This is a genomic window from Dendrosporobacter quercicolus (assembly GCF_900104455.1).
In the GTDB taxonomy this organism is placed as follows: Bacteria; Bacillota; Negativicutes; order DSM-1736; family Dendrosporobacteraceae; genus Dendrosporobacter; species Dendrosporobacter quercicolus.
Window position 1 is genome coordinate 851,576 of record NZ_FNHB01000001.1, and the last position, 14,895, is coordinate 866,470.

At 48.1% G+C, this 14,895-nt stretch carries 18 protein-coding genes; all 18 read right to left on the reverse strand.

The window, feature by feature from the left end; translation table 11 throughout:
- Positions 1 to 21: 21 nt before the first annotated feature.
- On the reverse strand, positions 22 to 585 hold the full coding sequence (gene yqeK, locus BLR06_RS04135) for a bis(5'-nucleosyl)-tetraphosphatase (symmetrical) YqeK (protein WP_092068655.1): 564 nt from the start codon (positions 583 to 585) through the stop codon (positions 22 to 24).
- Between the two features lie 148 nt (positions 586 to 733).
- Positions 734 to 985 carry an RNA recognition motif domain-containing protein gene (locus BLR06_RS04140; protein ID WP_092068658.1) on the reverse strand — a complete coding sequence of 84 codons (252 nt, stop codon included), beginning with the start codon at positions 983 to 985 and terminating at the stop codon, positions 734 to 736.
- Between the two features lie 92 nt (positions 986 to 1,077).
- Positions 1,078 to 1,692 (reverse strand): nicotinate-nucleotide adenylyltransferase, encoded by a 615-nt coding sequence (nadD, locus tag BLR06_RS04145; RefSeq protein ID WP_092068661.1) that lies wholly within the window; start codon positions 1,690 to 1,692, stop codon positions 1,078 to 1,080.
- Between the two features lie 65 nt (positions 1,693 to 1,757).
- Entirely contained in the window at positions 1,758 to 1,997 is a 240-nt protein-coding gene (locus tag BLR06_RS04150) for a hypothetical protein (RefSeq protein WP_173812506.1), read from the reverse strand.
- Positions 1,957 to 3,210, reverse strand: a complete 1,254-nt coding sequence (locus BLR06_RS04155) for a glutamate-5-semialdehyde dehydrogenase (protein WP_092068666.1) — start codon at positions 3,208 to 3,210, stop codon at positions 1,957 to 1,959. Before BLR06_RS04155 ends, BLR06_RS04150 begins: the two co-directional genes overlap by 41 nt.
- A gap of 21 nt (positions 3,211 to 3,231) precedes the next feature.
- Positions 3,232 to 4,359, reverse strand: coding sequence for a glutamate 5-kinase (gene proB / locus BLR06_RS04160; RefSeq protein ID WP_092068669.1), 1,128 nt, complete (start codon positions 4,357 to 4,359; stop codon positions 3,232 to 3,234).
- 34 nt (positions 4,360 to 4,393) lie between these two features.
- On the reverse strand, positions 4,394 to 4,696 hold the full coding sequence (gene yhbY, locus BLR06_RS04165) for a ribosome assembly RNA-binding protein YhbY (RefSeq protein WP_217636824.1): 303 nt from the start codon (positions 4,694 to 4,696) through the stop codon (positions 4,394 to 4,396).
- 9 nt (positions 4,697 to 4,705) lie between these two features.
- A complete protein-coding gene (gene obgE, locus BLR06_RS04170; RefSeq protein ID WP_092068675.1) occupies positions 4,706 to 5,977 on the reverse strand; it encodes a GTPase ObgE in 1,272 nt (423 codons plus the stop codon).
- Between the two features lie 68 nt (positions 5,978 to 6,045).
- A complete protein-coding gene (locus BLR06_RS04175; protein ID WP_092068678.1) occupies positions 6,046 to 6,285 on the reverse strand; it encodes a Spo0B domain-containing protein in 240 nt (79 codons plus the stop codon).
- 187 nt (positions 6,286 to 6,472) lie between these two features.
- Positions 6,473 to 6,763 (reverse strand): 50S ribosomal protein L27, encoded by a 291-nt coding sequence (gene rpmA / locus BLR06_RS04180; protein ID WP_092069867.1) that lies wholly within the window; start codon positions 6,761 to 6,763, stop codon positions 6,473 to 6,475.
- A 7-nt stretch (positions 6,764 to 6,770) separates the two neighbouring features.
- Positions 6,771 to 7,091: a ribosomal-processing cysteine protease Prp gene (locus BLR06_RS04185; protein ID WP_092068681.1), complete on the reverse strand. Its 321-nt coding sequence runs from the start codon at positions 7,089 to 7,091 to the stop codon at positions 6,771 to 6,773.
- Positions 7,092 to 7,093: 2 nt separating this feature from the next.
- A complete protein-coding gene (rplU, locus tag BLR06_RS04190) occupies positions 7,094 to 7,405 on the reverse strand; it encodes a 50S ribosomal protein L21 (RefSeq protein WP_092068684.1) in 312 nt (103 codons plus the stop codon).
- A 169-nt stretch (positions 7,406 to 7,574) separates the two neighbouring features.
- Positions 7,575 to 9,017 (reverse strand): Rne/Rng family ribonuclease, encoded by a 1,443-nt coding sequence (locus BLR06_RS04195; protein WP_092068687.1) that lies wholly within the window; start codon positions 9,015 to 9,017, stop codon positions 7,575 to 7,577.
- Positions 9,018 to 9,036: 19 nt separating this feature from the next.
- The gene (locus BLR06_RS04200; RefSeq protein ID WP_092068690.1) at positions 9,037 to 9,735 is read right to left on the reverse strand and encodes a TIGR03936 family radical SAM-associated protein; all 699 of its coding nucleotides are present in this window, start codon (positions 9,733 to 9,735) and stop codon (positions 9,037 to 9,039) included.
- A complete protein-coding gene (locus tag BLR06_RS04205; protein ID WP_092068693.1) occupies positions 9,735 to 11,588 on the reverse strand; it encodes a TIGR03960 family B12-binding radical SAM protein in 1,854 nt (617 codons plus the stop codon). The genes BLR06_RS04200 and BLR06_RS04205 overlap by 1 nt, the downstream gene beginning before the upstream one ends.
- Positions 11,589 to 11,806: 218 nt before the next feature.
- Positions 11,807 to 12,676 carry a M50 family metallopeptidase gene (locus tag BLR06_RS04210; RefSeq protein ID WP_092068696.1) on the reverse strand — a complete coding sequence of 290 codons (870 nt, stop codon included), beginning with the start codon at positions 12,674 to 12,676 and terminating at the stop codon, positions 11,807 to 11,809.
- A gap of 3 nt (positions 12,677 to 12,679) precedes the next feature.
- Positions 12,680 to 13,405 (reverse strand): M23 family metallopeptidase, encoded by a 726-nt coding sequence (locus BLR06_RS04215; RefSeq protein ID WP_092068698.1) that lies wholly within the window; start codon positions 13,403 to 13,405, stop codon positions 12,680 to 12,682.
- Positions 13,406 to 13,752: 347 nt separating this feature from the next.
- On the reverse strand, positions 13,753 to 14,859 hold the full coding sequence (gene rodA, locus BLR06_RS04220) for a rod shape-determining protein RodA (protein ID WP_092069870.1): 1,107 nt from the start codon (positions 14,857 to 14,859) through the stop codon (positions 13,753 to 13,755).
- Positions 14,860 to 14,895 lie beyond the last annotated feature (36 nt).

Here is a 14,895-nt window from a genome sequence, read left to right on the forward strand (position 1 = left end):
TTCCCGCAAAACAAAATTAGTTTAATCAGTAAACAGTAATGCATTGCGCGCAATGATCGTATCAGGGTGAATTATGCTGTTTTTGCCGGCAAGAAATATAATTGATTGGTTGAAGGCTGCCAATACAGCCTTATCCAGATTTTCCGCTGCCAACAACCGGATCGCCTCAACCCCGGAAAACGAGCGTCCAGGTTCAATGACATCCGCCAAAAAGACAATCTTATCCAAAGTTGTCATATTCGGTCCGCCAGTTGTGTGAAGAGCGATAGCCTGTCTGATTTCATCGTCCGACACGCCATACTCAGCCTCCGCCATTCTTGCGCCAACCAATGCGTGCAGCAGAACTGTATGGTGACGCTCAATGTCTCCCACCACTATACCAAAGGCTTCAGCCATTGACAATAGGCGATTACTGGTTAACTCACGGGCGCAATCATGCAATAAACCGGCCAGTTTTGCCTTTTCCGGACTGCACTGATAACGCCTGGCCAGCGCTTGGGCCGTATTGCTCACGCCAACCGAATGCTGAAAACGTTTATTAGATAATCTTTGCGCTAATTTCTCCGAAATTTGCTCTATTCGCATCTTTTCCATCACCCATCAGCTAAAATTCAGCAAATCTTGATAAATTCCTGCCAGGCCTTACTTAAAAGTCATTTGGCAATAAAACTGTCAAAGCACAAAAATAAAAGCCTCCCGCAGCCGAGAGGCAGTTTATCAGAATTTATTTAGCTTAGCTTTGTCTTGGTTTCGCTTCATTAACAACAATCTGTCGCCCGCCAAACTCAGAGCCATGCAAAGCTTCAACCATTTTGTCTGCGTCTTCATCTTCAACTTCAACAAAGCCAAAACCTCTTGAACGACCAGTTTCTTTATCGGTGATAATTCTGCTTGATATTACAGCACCGTGGGAACTAAATACTTCAGTCAGTGCAGTATCAGTTGTCGACCACGGCAAATTGCCGACATAGAGAGTTTTTGCCATTGAGATCACCTCTCTTTCCATGGATTCTACTTGCATTAACATTATCTGCGAATCCGGTTATTTTATGCCTGCCTTTATTTGGCACCGCCTATTTAGCGATATAAGCCTTCTTTTAAGATATAGGTTTCCACGCTCTCCGGCACAATATATTTGATTGACAAGCCATTTTTTACTCTGTCCCGGATATCGGTAGAGGATATCTCGAGCTCGGGCGTTGCCAAACGGTGAATCCGCTTGCGTCCTTGCAATCCAAAATGCGTAATTACATCATCCAGGGTACTATTGCAGCCAGGTCTGGTAGCTGCAATAAAATGACATAGCTCTAATAATTCATGGACTTTCTCCCAGGTTGGCAGTTCCTGAATAGCATCAGCACCGGTGATACAATAAAAATCAGTCTGTGCGCCAAATCTTCCGATCAGTCTCGTTACCGTATCAACCGTATAAGATAAGCCGGGCCGCTCCAGTTCAATATCGGATACAAAAAAGTAAGGATTTGAATTGGTCGCCATTACGGTCATAATATAGCGGTGCATCGCGGGCGTAACTTGCTGGTCCTGTTTATGCGGTGGATTGGCAGCCGGAATAAAGATCACTTTATCCAGCAAGTATTCGATTCGTACAGCTTCCGCCGTTACCAAATGCCCGATATGTATGGGATCAAAAGTTCCACCCATAATGCCAATTTTAGATTTAACTACTGACATAAATGAATCTCCTGTCAAAGGTTCTTATCGCATACCAATGTAAACTGTCAAAATACAGCCGGCGTTTATTTCAGGAATTCAGCGGCAGCTCTTATCAATGCCATGACCACAAGCATCACCAATACCGCGCGCAGATAATCAAACAAGTCGTGACGGGCTTTGGCAGTTTTGCAGTAGGCGTGCAAAGCTTCGAGATAGCGCCAAAACTCATTCATAATATTGAAACAAGGAAATAATCGTGCCTGTTCAAACCGGTAGTCATTATCAACGTATTTGCCCACTGCCATTGACAATATACTTGACACTGGTAAGCTCCGGCAAACCCATTGGACCGCGCGCATGAATTTTTTGGGTACTGATTCCTATTTCAGCGCCAAACCCGAACTCAAAGCCATCAGTAAAGCGGGTTGATGCATTTACATAGACCGCTGCGGCGTCAACCGCCTGTTGAAAGCGGCGGGCATTATCGTAATCTCTGGTAATAATTGCTTCAGAATGACGGGTGCTATATTGATCAATATGATCAATTGCAGCTTGCAAATCACCCACTACCTTGACCGACAATATCAAATCGCTGTATTCGGTTGCCCAATCCTGGTCGGCAGCGGCTTTAACAGCCGGATTGTATTTCATCACTGCCGGGCAGCCTCTCAGCTCCACTCCGGCTTTGCTGTACTGCTCCAGCATACCGGGCAGAAACTTGTCAGCGATGGCCTGATGTACCAGTAAAGTCTCCATAGAATTGCAAACCGCCGGCCGGGAAACCTTGGCATTAAAAGCAATGGCCTGAGCCAGGTCAATATCGGCGCTTTCATCGATAAACGTGTGGCATACCCCTGTCCCGGTTTCAATTACCGGTACGCTACTGTTTTCAACTACCGTTTTGATTAAGCCGGCTCCCCCCCGGGGAATAATGACATCGAGATATTGATTTAGCTTCAGCAAAGCGTTTACCGCCTGGCGGTCAGTTGTTTCAATAAATTGGAAGGCGCCTTCCGGAATACCTGCCGAATAAGCAGCCTGGGCGATATGATGAATAATTTCACGATTAGAGTTAATGGCCTCCGAACCGCCCCGTAAAATTACGGCGTTACCGGCTTTTAAACACAAGCCGGCGGCATCAACAGTCACATTTGGCCTGGCTTCATAAATGATGCCGATAACGCCAAGAGGAACCCGCACTTTAGCTATTTCCAGCCCATTGGGACGACGCTGCAAGCCAAGCCCCTCCCCAATCGGGTCAGGCAATGCAGCGATCTGCCGCAAACCTTCAGCCATCGCGGCAATTCTTGCCTCATTCAGCATGAGCCGGTCTAACAACGCCGGAGAAAGCCCCCTTTGACGCCCAACGGCAATATCATCGCCGTTGGCCTTTAAGATGCTTGCAGAGCCTGCTTCCAAAGCGGCAGCCATATTCATTAATGCATTATTCTTAACTGCAGTTGATAAAGTCGCCAGACTGCGGGCTGCGGTTTTCGCTGCACAGCCTCTCTTCGCCAGCTCGGTACAATAATCCATTGCCTTTCCCTCCCAGGTATGCTACGCCATTAACACCAGGTTATCCCGGTGAATGACCTCATCGTACGATTTAGAGCCCAGAATTTGCACTATTTCGTTGGTATGATGCCCCATAATCCGCATAATTTCCTCAGCGTTATAATTCGCCAGGCCCCTGGCAAATTCCCGGCCCGCAGCATTTAATACCCGGATGGTATTGCCCTGCTCAAACCGGCCCTGGACGCCGGTAATGCCGGCTGCAAGCAAGCTGGAACCGCCTTCTAAAATAGCCTGCTCGCACCCCGGATCAACCGTTACCGCGCCCGAAATCCGCGCGCCAAACGCCAGCCAGCTTTTACGGGCCTGCAGATGGGTCTCTTTGGACAAAAAGATTGTTCCGACATCAGCCCCGCTTAATATATCCCTTACCACACCGTCCCTCAGACCTGAAGCAATCAGCATGGTAACCCCGGAGTTCACCGCAATTTTGGCGGCCTGCATCTTTGTATGCATACCGCCGGTCCCCAGGCTGGAGCCCGGTCCGCCTGCCAGAGCTTCAATCTCGGTTGTGATGTCGGCAATTTCGGAAATTCGTTTAGCGGCAGGATTTAATTGGGGATTATCATCAAATACGCCTTCCACGTCAGATAAAATGATTAATACATCTGCATCGACAATGGTTGCAACTGTTGCGGAAAGAGTATCGTTGTCGCCAATTTTCAACTCATCTACCGCCACCGCGTCGTTCTCATTAATTACCGGTATAACTCCCATCGACAACAGCGTCAGCAGGGTATTGCGCGAGTTGATATAACGCTTGTGTTTGACGGAATCTTCCCTGGTCAGCAGAACCTGGGCAACCGTCTGACCATACTCCCGGAATAATTTTTCGTAAGTATGCATCAGAATGCCCTGGCCCACGGCTGCCGCCGCCTGTTTTTCAGGAATGGTTTTCGGCCGTTCCTTTAACCCCAGCCGGTCAAGGCCTGCGCCAACCGCCCCCGAACTTACCAGGATAATTTGCTTGCCCTGATTTGCCAAATCAGACAATTCACGTACCAGTTTTTCAATACGAAAAAAATTAAGCTTGCCAGTATGATGCGTTAATGTGCTGGTACCCACTTTAACCACCAACCGTTTGGCACTGGCAATCGTTGCTCTGGTAACCATGATTTCTCCCCCATTGCAGGCCTATACTCTATGGTTAAGGTAATTCGATTTTACTTTTCTCAGGATTCGGCTTAAACAGCAAACCGTTACGGCCAATCACCTGCACCAGTTCGGCCTGTACGGCTTCGGCTAATTCGGCAATCGCCGTCCCCGGCTCAGCCGGACTATTTTGCAATACCCTGACTTTAATGAGCTCGCGAGCCGCCAAGACATCGCGCGCGCTGTCAACGACTGTTTCCACCACACCGGCCTTCCCGATTTGCACGACCGGGTCCATGGTACTGCCCAGTGACCGTAAAAATCGTTTTTGCTTTCCTGTTAAAACACTTTCCACCAATAAATCCCCTCATTCCTTAAATTCAAAGGTCATATCCCTGATCCGGACAGTATCGCCAGGCTGTACGCCACGCTCTTTTAAGGCAGCTTCAATCTCCAGACGCCGCCAAATGGCCTGAAAGCGCTGGACAGCTTCATCGTTAGCAAAATTGGTCATGGCTACCAGCTTTTCAATTCCTTTGCCTTTGACCACAAACGCGCCGTCATCATCGCGGCCAATTGTAAAGTCCTCTTCTTGCCGGGCTACATAAACTTTCGTGCTTGCTTCACTCTCCGGTTCTTCAACATACTCGCTCAGTACTTGCGATACCCGCTGCATTAGCTGAGTCAGGCCATCACCGGTAGCCGCTGAGACAGGATAGATCTCCCGGCCTTCTTTGTCCATATATTCGGCAATTCTGGCATAGTTTGCCGCAAAATCGGGCAAATCCATTTTATTGGCGGCAACGATTTGCGGTCGTTTGGCCAGGCGCTCATTATATAATTTTAACTCATTATTAATCTTCTGATAATCTTCAATTGGATCACGGCCTTCCAGACCGGCGACATCCAAAACATGAATGATCACTTTTGTCCGCTCCACATGCCGGAGAAAGTCATGCCCCAGTCCAACGCCCTCATGTGCGCCCTCAATCAGCCCCGGGATATCGGCAAGCACAAAACTGCGCCCTTCAGCAATACTCACGACCCCCAGCACCGGCGTCAAAGTGGTAAAATGATAAGCGGCAATTTCGGGCTTAGCCGCTGAAACCATGGAAATAATGCTGGATTTGCCCACACTGGGATACCCGACCAGTCCCACATCAGCCAATAGTTTAAGCTCAAGCTGCAAGGTGCGCGAATCTCCGGGTTCGCCTTGTTCAGCAAAGGTGGGCGCGCGGTGCACGCTATTGACAAAACGGGCATTGCCCCGGCCGCCCCGGCCGCCCTTGCCCACAACGGCCTGTTGACCGGCTGTTGTTAAATCAGCAATAATTTCCCCGGTTTCTTCATCTTTTACCAATGTTCCGGGTGGAACTTTTATATATAACGGCGGCGCAGCAGCACCGTGCATATTCTTCGTTTGTCCGTTCACGCCATTTGGAGCAGTATATTTACGCTTATAACGAAAATCGATCAAGGTATTGAGGTTTTCATCGACAACTAAGATCACGTCTCCACCCCGCCCGCCATCACCGCCGCTCGGCCCGCCTTTCGGCACAAATTTTTCCCGGCGGAAACTGGACATTCCGTGACCGCCGTCACCTGCTCGGATTTGTATTTTGGCTCTGTCAATAAACATATTTATCCCCTTTACTATCCGGAAATCTATCATTATTTATTCTGTAATATGTACCATTGGGCGATAAATTAGTCACTTATAGCCGCTTTGCGCCGGCATTCATCCGGGCAATGGTGCATTCTAAGCGGAGTTGACATCAGTTCAGGGTCTTTTGCCAAATCTTCAATATATTTCAAAGCCTTTTCTACCCGTCCCAATTGCAATAATGCATGAATCACTTGAATATGGTTGATAAAATCGTGTCGCTGAATTTTCAGTCCTTTGAGCAGAACCTCACAGATCTCTTTATTGGCCGTTTCAGTAGTCATTCTTTAGCTCACTCCTTATTTTGGCGCAATAAATAATCTTTCGCCCTGCTTAGTCAAAATTCCTGTTTTTGCAGGAAAAGCCGGCGCTAGATTTGTAAAATAACCCAATCTAGCACCAGCTCGGTTTGTGGACGCGTACCTGTATTGCAAAACAATACCTGCGGCTACTGGCCGCAGGTATTGTTTGTTAAATAGCTTCTTCCAGCGGATATACACTAACCTGCCTGTCTTGACGGCCTTTACGTTCAAAAGCCACCCGGCCGGCTACTTTGGCAAACAAGGTATCGTCTTTGCCAATACCAACGTTTTTCCCCGGATGGAAGTGAGTACCTCTTTGGCGAACCAAAATGCTGCCAGCGGTGACTACTTCACCGGCATGGCGCTTCACGCCAAGGCGTTTCGCCTCACTGTCACGACCATTCTTAGAGCTGCCTACACCTTTTTTGGTAGCAAACAACTGTAAATCAAACTTGAACATACTCATCTCACCTCCTGTACTCTGAAATGCGAATAACCTGCGGATTTATTTTTTCGATCTCCAATAAGCCCAGCACCATAGTTTCTAAAATAGCGCCCGTCAATTGATCCGGCTCTGCTTCAAGCATAACCTTCAGCCTGCCATTGGCCATATCCAGTTGAAAAGAACGCTGTAAGTAACCTTCCAGCCCTAACACCGCCGTCTGGGTTAATGCCGATACCGCCGCACAGACAATATCCCGCCCATGCGGAGCCGTATTGGCATGGCCGCTGACATCAAATCCTTCGATCAAATGATCGGGGGTGCGAAAAATTTTTATCTTAATCATTATTAAGCTTCAATTTTTTCGATAACCAATTTAGTAAACGGTTGACGATGGCCCTGACGTCGGCGATAGTTCGATTTTGCTTTATATTTGAAAACCAAAATCTTTTTCGCTTTTCCCTGAGCTACAACCTTTGCAGTTACTTTAGCTCCTGTAACCACAGGTTTGCCAAGCACTACCGAGCCGTCCTTGACTACTGTCAGAACACGGTCAAACTCAACAGTTTCACCTTCGCCGGCTTCAATTTTTTCAACAGTTACAACATCGCCTTCAGTTACACGGTATTGCTTACCGCCAGTTTCAATAATTGCGTACATTATTACACCTCCCTATCAACTAGACTCGCCGAATACGGTACAGCGCTTAACTGTTTTCAACCAACCTCTTCGTGCGGTTTGGGAAAGTAAGCTAGCCTTTAAACCACCAAGTACTAGAGCCTACAGAATAAAATTTTACCATATTGGCTTACTGTTTGTCAATGACTGCCTATTGATCGCTGACCTGTAAAATAGAATATACTTCAGGATGCATTGTCGGCACCGCCTCAATGGTCAACCGCCGGCCAATTTCCCTTTCCATCCGGGTAATTTCACGATCCTTGTCAAAAGCCGCAGCCACTCTTGGGTGCATTTGCACTACCAGAATTCCCTGCACCTGCTTTTGCCTGGCAATTTTCCGTAAATCCCGGCACACGTTGATCCAGACAGTTTCCGGTGATTGTACCCGCCCCCGCCCTTCACAGCAGGGACATTCACTGTACAGTACGCCTTCAAAATTCTGGCGGGCTTTTTTACGCGTCATTTCTACCAGCCCCAGACTGGTCAGTCCCAAAAGATTGGTCTTGGTTTTATCGCGCTTGAGTTTTTCCTCCAGCGTCCCCAGTACGGCCTGCTTGTGTTCCTCTGAATCCATATCAATAAAATCAATAACAATGATGCCGCCAATGTCCCGCAAGCGCAGCTGTCTGGCAATTTCGCCGGCTGCTTCCCGGTTGGTTTCAAAAACAGTCTCCGCCAGATTGGTATGACCGACATATTTGCCAGTGTTGACGTCAATTACCGTCAGCGCTTCGGTCCGGTCAATTACAATATAACCGCCCGATTTCAGCCAAACCTGCCGCTGCCCCAGCCGGGTCATCTCCGAAGTCAGGCCGACATGGCTAAAGATGTCCTCAGCTCCCTGATACAGACGGATTTTATCCAGCATTTCCGGCGATATAAATTTCAATAAATCGCAAACCCGCCCATATGCCTCCCGGTGATCAACAATAAATTCATCAATATCAGCCGCAAGGTAATCCCGCACAATCCGGATGACCAAATCCACATCACGGTATAACAGCGCCGGCGCATTACTGCGCTTAGCCCTGGCCGCCAAAGCGTTCCATAAGTTTACTAAATAAGCAATGTCTTTGCCGAGATCCTCCTCGGATTTTCCTTCAGCTACCGTCCTGACAATCAGGCCCATGCCCGGCGGGCGCACTTTATCGGCCAGCTGTTTTAACCGGTCGCGTTCTCCGTTGCTGACAATCCGCCGGGATATGCCGATATAATCAACGGTTGGCATCAGCACCACATAACGGCCCGGCAGCGTTAAATGCGTAGTCGCCCGTGGCCCCTTGGTGCCAATGGCATCTTTGACAATTTGGATCAAAATATCCTGGCCGGCGGTTAACATCTGCTCGGAGGGCTGAGCCACGTCAGGCGGCAGGATATCTCCCACATATAAAAAGGCATTTTTATCACGTCCAATGTCAATAAACGCGGCCTGCATCCCCGGCAGTACATTTTTTATTTTACCTTTATAAATGTTCCCCACAATATTGCCGCTCTCGGTCCGTTCCACCGATACTTCCAGCAGTTCGTCATCTTCAAGCAGCGCCATCCTGGTTTCCTCAGGCATAACATTAACCACAATGGTTTTAGCCATCATTCTTCTCCTTCAGTTACTATGCATCAAACAGCGAAATCCTTGCCGTCAAAGCAGTGGTAAACAGCCCGGTCCGATGAATCAGCGCCCCTGCTTCTTTTACCGCTAAATCAAATTGGTCTACCAGCGCCCGCAGCACTTCCCCGGGTTTAATACTGCCGGACGGTGTAATTTCAATTGCCATATGTAAAATGAGCAAATCTTTATCGGGCATTGCAATAATATCCTGTTTTAGGTAATCTTTGACATCAACCTCTTTTTTCCCTTTAGGCGATTCCCGGATATACCGAACCTCAACCGCCTGATTAAACGAGGCAATCGCGCTTTGGGCAGCAGCGAAACTGCTGCCGCAAAGCGGTACGGCAATCGTGTATCGGGCCAGATCCGCCAAAGCCATCAATGCCCGCTGCTTTTGCTGCTGTAAGTATTTGACCTGTTTTAATTCTATACCGGGGGGCAGGTGCGTCAGCAACCGTTGACGCAGCAAATCAGGTTCAACAGCTTCTTTCATTTCAATATCCAGATATTCCGCCTCACTGGTCACCCCCACAGCCAAAGCCGAGGCAAAAGCGATCTTCATATGGGGGTTAAACCCTTCGGAATAAGCAACCGGCAAATGCGCCCGCCTGATGGCCCGTTCGATTGCCCTGGCATAATCCAAATGCGAAATATATCGAATTTCTTCGCCCTTCGTTATTTCAGCCCGCAGTTTTCCCATTATGCCTCTTTCCCCCAATCCAGCACTTCCACCCCAAGTCCCTGACATACACCGCAGGCGCTGCAGCTAGCCCGGCGACAATCAGGCGTAAACCCGGCTTGGACTGCATTGCGGTATTCTCTAGCCAGAAACTCCGGCTTGACTCCGCTGGAAAGATGCCGCCAGGGCAAAATTTCATCTTGTGTACGGTTCCTGTTGGCGTAAAAATGCGGATCAATTCCGCATTGCTCAAAAGCAGCCATCCACACATCATATTTAAAATGCTCGGACCAGCCGTCAAATTTAACCCCGTTGCGCCATGCCGTCAGCAGCACCTGAGACAGGCGCCTGTCTCCACGGGAAAAGACCCCTTCGAGAAAGCTGGTAGCAACATCATGATAGCTAAACGAAATACTGCGATCTCTTAACCTGTTCTTCAGCAGTTGCTGCTTGCGCGCCAATTCCTGCATTGTCGTTTGGCCAAACCACTGAAAGGCGGTATGCGGCTTGGGGACAAAAGAAGATACACTGACTGTTACTTTAGCCCCGCGCCGTCCTTTGATTTGCTTATACAAATCAAGTACTTTGTAAGCCAGGTCAGCTATGCCCAATACGTCCTCATCAGTCTCGGTAGGCAGGCCAATCATAAAATACAGCTTCACTGTTGACCAGCCCTGGCGAAAAGCCGCGCCAACCGCCGCTTCCAGATTTTGTTCGGTTACCCCTTTATTAATTACGTCACGCAGCCGCTGCGTTCCGGCCTCAGGGGCGAAAGTGAGACCGCTTTTACGAACCTGCTGCACTTCCTGCGCCAATTCAACTGAAAAGCTGTCGATCCTCAGCGACGGCAGCGATACGCTTACACCCTTCTCACTGAAGCGGGTAATCAATTCACGCACGATCTCATGCAGACAGGAATAGTCGGCCGAACTCAGCGAAGTCAGGGAAATTTCATTGTAACCGGTATTTTCAACGAGCTGTCGGGCAATTTCCATTAACGTTTCCGGCGTTCTTTCCCTCACCGGGCGGTATAATACACCCGCCTGGCAAAATCTACAGCCCCGGGTACAGCCGCGGAATAATTCAAGCATAATCCGGTCATGCACAATATCCAAATAAGGCACTACCGGCTTGGTTGCAAATTTAACTTTATTCAGATCCTTAACTACCCGTTTGCTTACCGTGGGTTTGGCCGCACTGCAGTTAGGTACGATTGCGGCAATTGTGCCGTCCTCCCGATAGGCTACCTGGTAAAAAGCAGGTACATAGATCCCCGCAATACCGGCCGCTTGTTTTAGAAAAGCAATCCGGCCGCCGGAACAGCCGTTTTCCTTCCAGGCAATTAACGCTGTAACAAGCTCCTCAATAACCTCCTCGCCTTCACCAATTACGAGCAGATCAAAGAAATCCGCGACCGGTTCCGCATTGTAAGCGCAGGGCCCGCCGCCAATCACGAACGGATGGCCGTCGGTACGGTCTGTCGACAATAGCGGAACACCCGCTAAATCCAGCATATTGAGCACATTAGAATAAATAAGCTCATATTGCAGGGAAAAGCCGATCATATCAAACTCCTTAACCGGGGTAAAGCTCTCTAATGTATACAGCGGAATATCATTGGCCCGCATTTCAGCCTCCATGTCAACCCACGGGGCATAAACCCGCTCGGCAGCCGTATCAGGCCGGTCATTTAAAATTTGATAAAGAATCTTTAACCCCAGATTTGACATGCCCACTTCATAAACATCGGGCAGGGCTAACGCTATTGTTGCTTTGACGCCGGCATGATTTTTTTTGACGCTGTTTACTTCATTGCCGGTATACCGGGCCGGTTTGATTACCCGGTTGATTACTGCAGGATCTAGTTTGATCATTGAAACCTCCATTTAGTACTAAGGCGTTTATCCACAATTCGGCGTACTGATTTCTACTATAGGTTGCCCCAATCAGTGCTCTGTAACCCCTAAACTTCCTATTCCGGCACGATCCTTTCCCTTCAATGGCGGGTCGTCACCTTACATCTATGCCATATACGCACGGCTCTAACTAACCTTTTTATTTTCTCTTCCTTTACCGGAAAGTCCTGCAACAGTTAAAGAAAGTCTCCCATTTTAGCATACAAGCCGCGTACGGGCAGCGCTTCCCATACCTCTGTTTCAGTAAGAGAACCGCGAATCCGGTAGGATTCATCAACAATCAGAATGATATGGTACCGCTCCGGTTCAAATAACTTTACCACATCCCGGACCGACGCATTGGCCATCGCTGTGTAATGGGTGGTCGGCATATAACCGCGCGAACATAAGTCAGCCTTTTTATTGGCCAGAATCCGCATCGTCCGGTATCCCGCCACCTTTAATTCGGCTTTGGCGGCAACATACAAAAAGAATGCCGCAATGATCAAGGATAAGTTAAGCAGCTGAAAAAACCAATAATCATACAATACCTTTACCATCAGACCGCCACTGACTGCCCTGCTCATGTTGGCTACGACCAGCGTGGCCTTTCCATAGCCGCACTGCAACGCCAGCACCGCACGTAAAATGCGTCCTCCATCCAGGGGCAGCGCCGGAATCAGGTTAAACAAGGCCAGCATCAAGTTAATCTCATAAAAAAACTGCCAATATTCATTGGCGGGGGTTAAATCAATCGTCAGATAAATGGCAGCCGCCAGAACCATACTTGCTGCCGGTCCGGCGGCTGCCATTAAGATTTCGCTTTTAGCCGAAGCCTCTCCCAGCCGGTCAATACGCGCCACACCGCCAAACGGCAGAAGTTCTATTTCCCGGACTTTGTAACCTAAGGCCAGGGCCGCAACGGCATGAGCAAATTCATGCCATAGTACAGAACCAAAGACGAGCAGTACCTTTTGAGCCATTCCGGCAACAGCAAATATTGCAATCAGCACCAAAAACCAGTTATTGAGAATAAACTGTGTATTTCGCACTTTGCCTACCCGCAAAACTTATTTACCTCCTTCAGGCGGAAACTCGCCTTTTAACCGCGTCGCCGGGTCTATTGCCAGCCCTTTTTCCCGCAGTTCAAAATACAATACCGGGCCGCTTGCTATTCCACTCTTACCCGATTTAGCAACAATCTGCCCCTGACTAATCGCATCACCCGGCTGTACCAGAACTTCACTTAAATGCCCATAAATAGTTTCCAGTTCTTTACCATGGTCAATCGTTATCGTTTTTCCGCGCTGTGCGCTATCCTCAACAGCTTTTACGGTTCCGGCTGCAGCAGCCCGGACTCCGGTTCCCAGCGGAGCTTCAAATTCAAGCCCCTCCTGCATCATTTCCTTTTTTAATACCGGATGGGTTCGCCACCCATAACCGGCCATAATTTGTCCTGGTACCGGCTTGGTCATATACATTAAAGGGTCGGCTGGTTTTGACATTACCGCTTTGGCCCGCTGCAACAGCGAAGTATCAACATTCGCCGGCGCATAGGCTACAGCCTGATCAATCATATAATTAAAATCAGTGTGGACATTCAGGAAATGCGTAACCCCTGAGCCGACCATCCGCCCGATGGATGTATCGGAAAGATGGGCGCTATAAACCATTGCAAAAATAACAGCTGCTGCAATTGTCCGCTTAAGCCAGCCATAATCCGGCTCTTCATCGCGATATTGCCAGTTGTCCCTTGTATCCCACTGGCTTTTCCAGTTATTCCACTGTTTTGCCATACCAACACCTCCACACCGTGCATCCTCTATAGCTATGTATATGAAAAAAAGGCCTGAATATGCTCTGTCCCAGGATAAAAGCGCAATAGGCCGGCTACGGGAACCGTTTTCATTAGATCGGCCGCAAAGCCAACTTCTTCCGCTGGGCGATGATTGGAAAGACGCACCGCACAGGTTGGGTACAAACCCAAACAGGAGCGTTGAGAGACAATTAAGCCCATAATAAAAAAGCTGCTTGCGCCGTTTGGCGCAAGCAGCTTTTTTATTATGGGCGCTTAAATATTCTAATTCGTCGTAGCATTCGGAATTATTCTTTACAATCAAAACAATTCCGAACGCCATTTTCGTTAAAACAGGATTTTTTGCCTGCGCATATAGATATTTAACAAAATACCCACACTTAACAAATTTGTTGTCAGCGCACTAACCCCATAACTCATCAAAGGCAGCGGGATACCGGTTACAGGCATAATTCCGGCGGTCATACCAACGTTGACCAACAGATGAAAAGTAAACATTGAGGTAATTCCTGTAGCCAGCAACGTACCGAAATTGTCTCTGGCCATACCGGCGATTTTGATGCCGCGGTACAACAGGATAAAGTACAATACAAGAACAAAAGCTGCACCAATAAAGCCAAGTTCCTCCCCGATAACGGCAAAGATAAAATCAGTATGATTCTCGGGCAGAAAATTCAGTTGGCTCTGCGTGCCGCCAAACAAGCCTTTGCCAAATAACATGCCTGAGCCAATTGCAATTTTCGACTGGATAATGTGATATCCAGACCCCAATGGATCAACATTAGGATCAATAAATACCGTCAGCCTCATCTTTTGGTAATCCTTTAAGAAATGCCAAAATACCGGCATAAAGGCTAAACCGGCGCCAAAAATCATCATCAACAGCCGTGTGTTGATGCCGGCAATATAAATCATGCCAAATAAGATTGCCATAAACACCAAGGCAGTCCCCAAATCAGGCTGCTTCATCACTAATAAAAAAGGGATGCCCACAAACAGAAATATTGGCGCAATATCGCGCAGGGTATTTAGCTTTCCTGACCGTTTATCGAGTAAGCTGGCCAGAGCAATAATCATAATGAGTTTCGAAAACTCTGAAGGCTGCAGGCTGATCGGGCCTATTTGAATCCAGCGCTGCGCCCCTAACGCAGATTGACCGACAAACATCACTGCAAGCAGCATTACCAGGTTAATACAGTATAGTAAATTGGCATACCTTGATAATGATCGGTAATCAAAATTCAACATCAAAAAAATAACAGCACAATTAATCAGGGCAAAAGTTCCTTGACGCTGTACATACCAGTACCTGTCTTCACTCGGTGTATTGATATGAGTAGCGCTGCCAATAATAACCAAGCTTATCCCAACAATTGCCAAAACGGCAACAATTAAGGTCAAATCAAGGTTCTTCAATAAACGCCGGTTCAGCATGATTTGCACTTACCTTCCCTATATAAACTCTGTAAG

What these genes read in the sequence shown, in the direction of transcription:
- BLR06_RS04185 (WP_092068681.1), bottom strand. Translation starts at nt 7,091, where the DNA reads ATGATTAAGATAAAAATTTTTCGCACCCCCGATCATTTGATCGAAGGA.
- rodA (WP_092069870.1), bottom strand. Translation starts at nt 14,859, where the DNA reads ATGCTGAACCGGCGTTTATTGAAGAACCTTGATTTGACCTTAATTGTT.
- BLR06_RS04200 (WP_092068690.1), bottom strand. Translation starts at nt 9,735, where the DNA reads ATGGGAAAACTGCGGGCTGAAATAACGAAGGGCGAAGAAATTCGATAT.
- rplU (WP_092068684.1), bottom strand. Translation starts at nt 7,405, where the DNA reads ATGTACGCAATTATTGAAACTGGCGGTAAGCAATACCGTGTAACTGAA.
- obgE (WP_092068675.1), bottom strand. Translation starts at nt 5,977, where the DNA reads ATGTTTATTGACAGAGCCAAAATACAAATCCGAGCAGGTGACGGCGGT.
- rpmA (WP_092069867.1), bottom strand. Translation starts at nt 6,763, where the DNA reads ATGTTCAAGTTTGATTTACAGTTGTTTGCTACCAAAAAAGGTGTAGGC.
- BLR06_RS04155 (WP_092068666.1), bottom strand. Translation starts at nt 3,210, where the DNA reads ATGGATTATTGTACCGAGCTGGCGAAGAGAGGCTGTGCAGCGAAAACC.
- BLR06_RS04195 (WP_092068687.1), bottom strand. Translation starts at nt 9,017, where the DNA reads ATGGCTAAAACCATTGTGGTTAATGTTATGCCTGAGGAAACCAGGATG.
- BLR06_RS04215 (WP_092068698.1), bottom strand. Translation starts at nt 13,405, where the DNA reads ATGGCAAAACAGTGGAATAACTGGAAAAGCCAGTGGGATACAAGGGAC.
- BLR06_RS04175 (WP_092068678.1), bottom strand. Translation starts at nt 6,285, where the DNA reads ATGACTACTGAAACGGCCAATAAAGAGATCTGTGAGGTTCTGCTCAAA.
- BLR06_RS04140 (WP_092068658.1), bottom strand. Translation starts at nt 985, where the DNA reads ATGGCAAAAACTCTCTATGTCGGCAATTTGCCGTGGTCGACAACTGAT.
- BLR06_RS04205 (WP_092068693.1), bottom strand. Translation starts at nt 11,588, where the DNA reads ATGATCAAACTAGATCCTGCAGTAATCAACCGGGTAATCAAACCGGCC.
- yqeK (WP_092068655.1), bottom strand. Translation starts at nt 585, where the DNA reads ATGCGAATAGAGCAAATTTCGGAGAAATTAGCGCAAAGATTATCTAAT.
- nadD (WP_092068661.1), bottom strand. Translation starts at nt 1,692, where the DNA reads ATGTCAGTAGTTAAATCTAAAATTGGCATTATGGGTGGAACTTTTGAT.
- proB (WP_092068669.1), bottom strand. Translation starts at nt 4,359, where the DNA reads ATGGTTACCAGAGCAACGATTGCCAGTGCCAAACGGTTGGTGGTTAAA.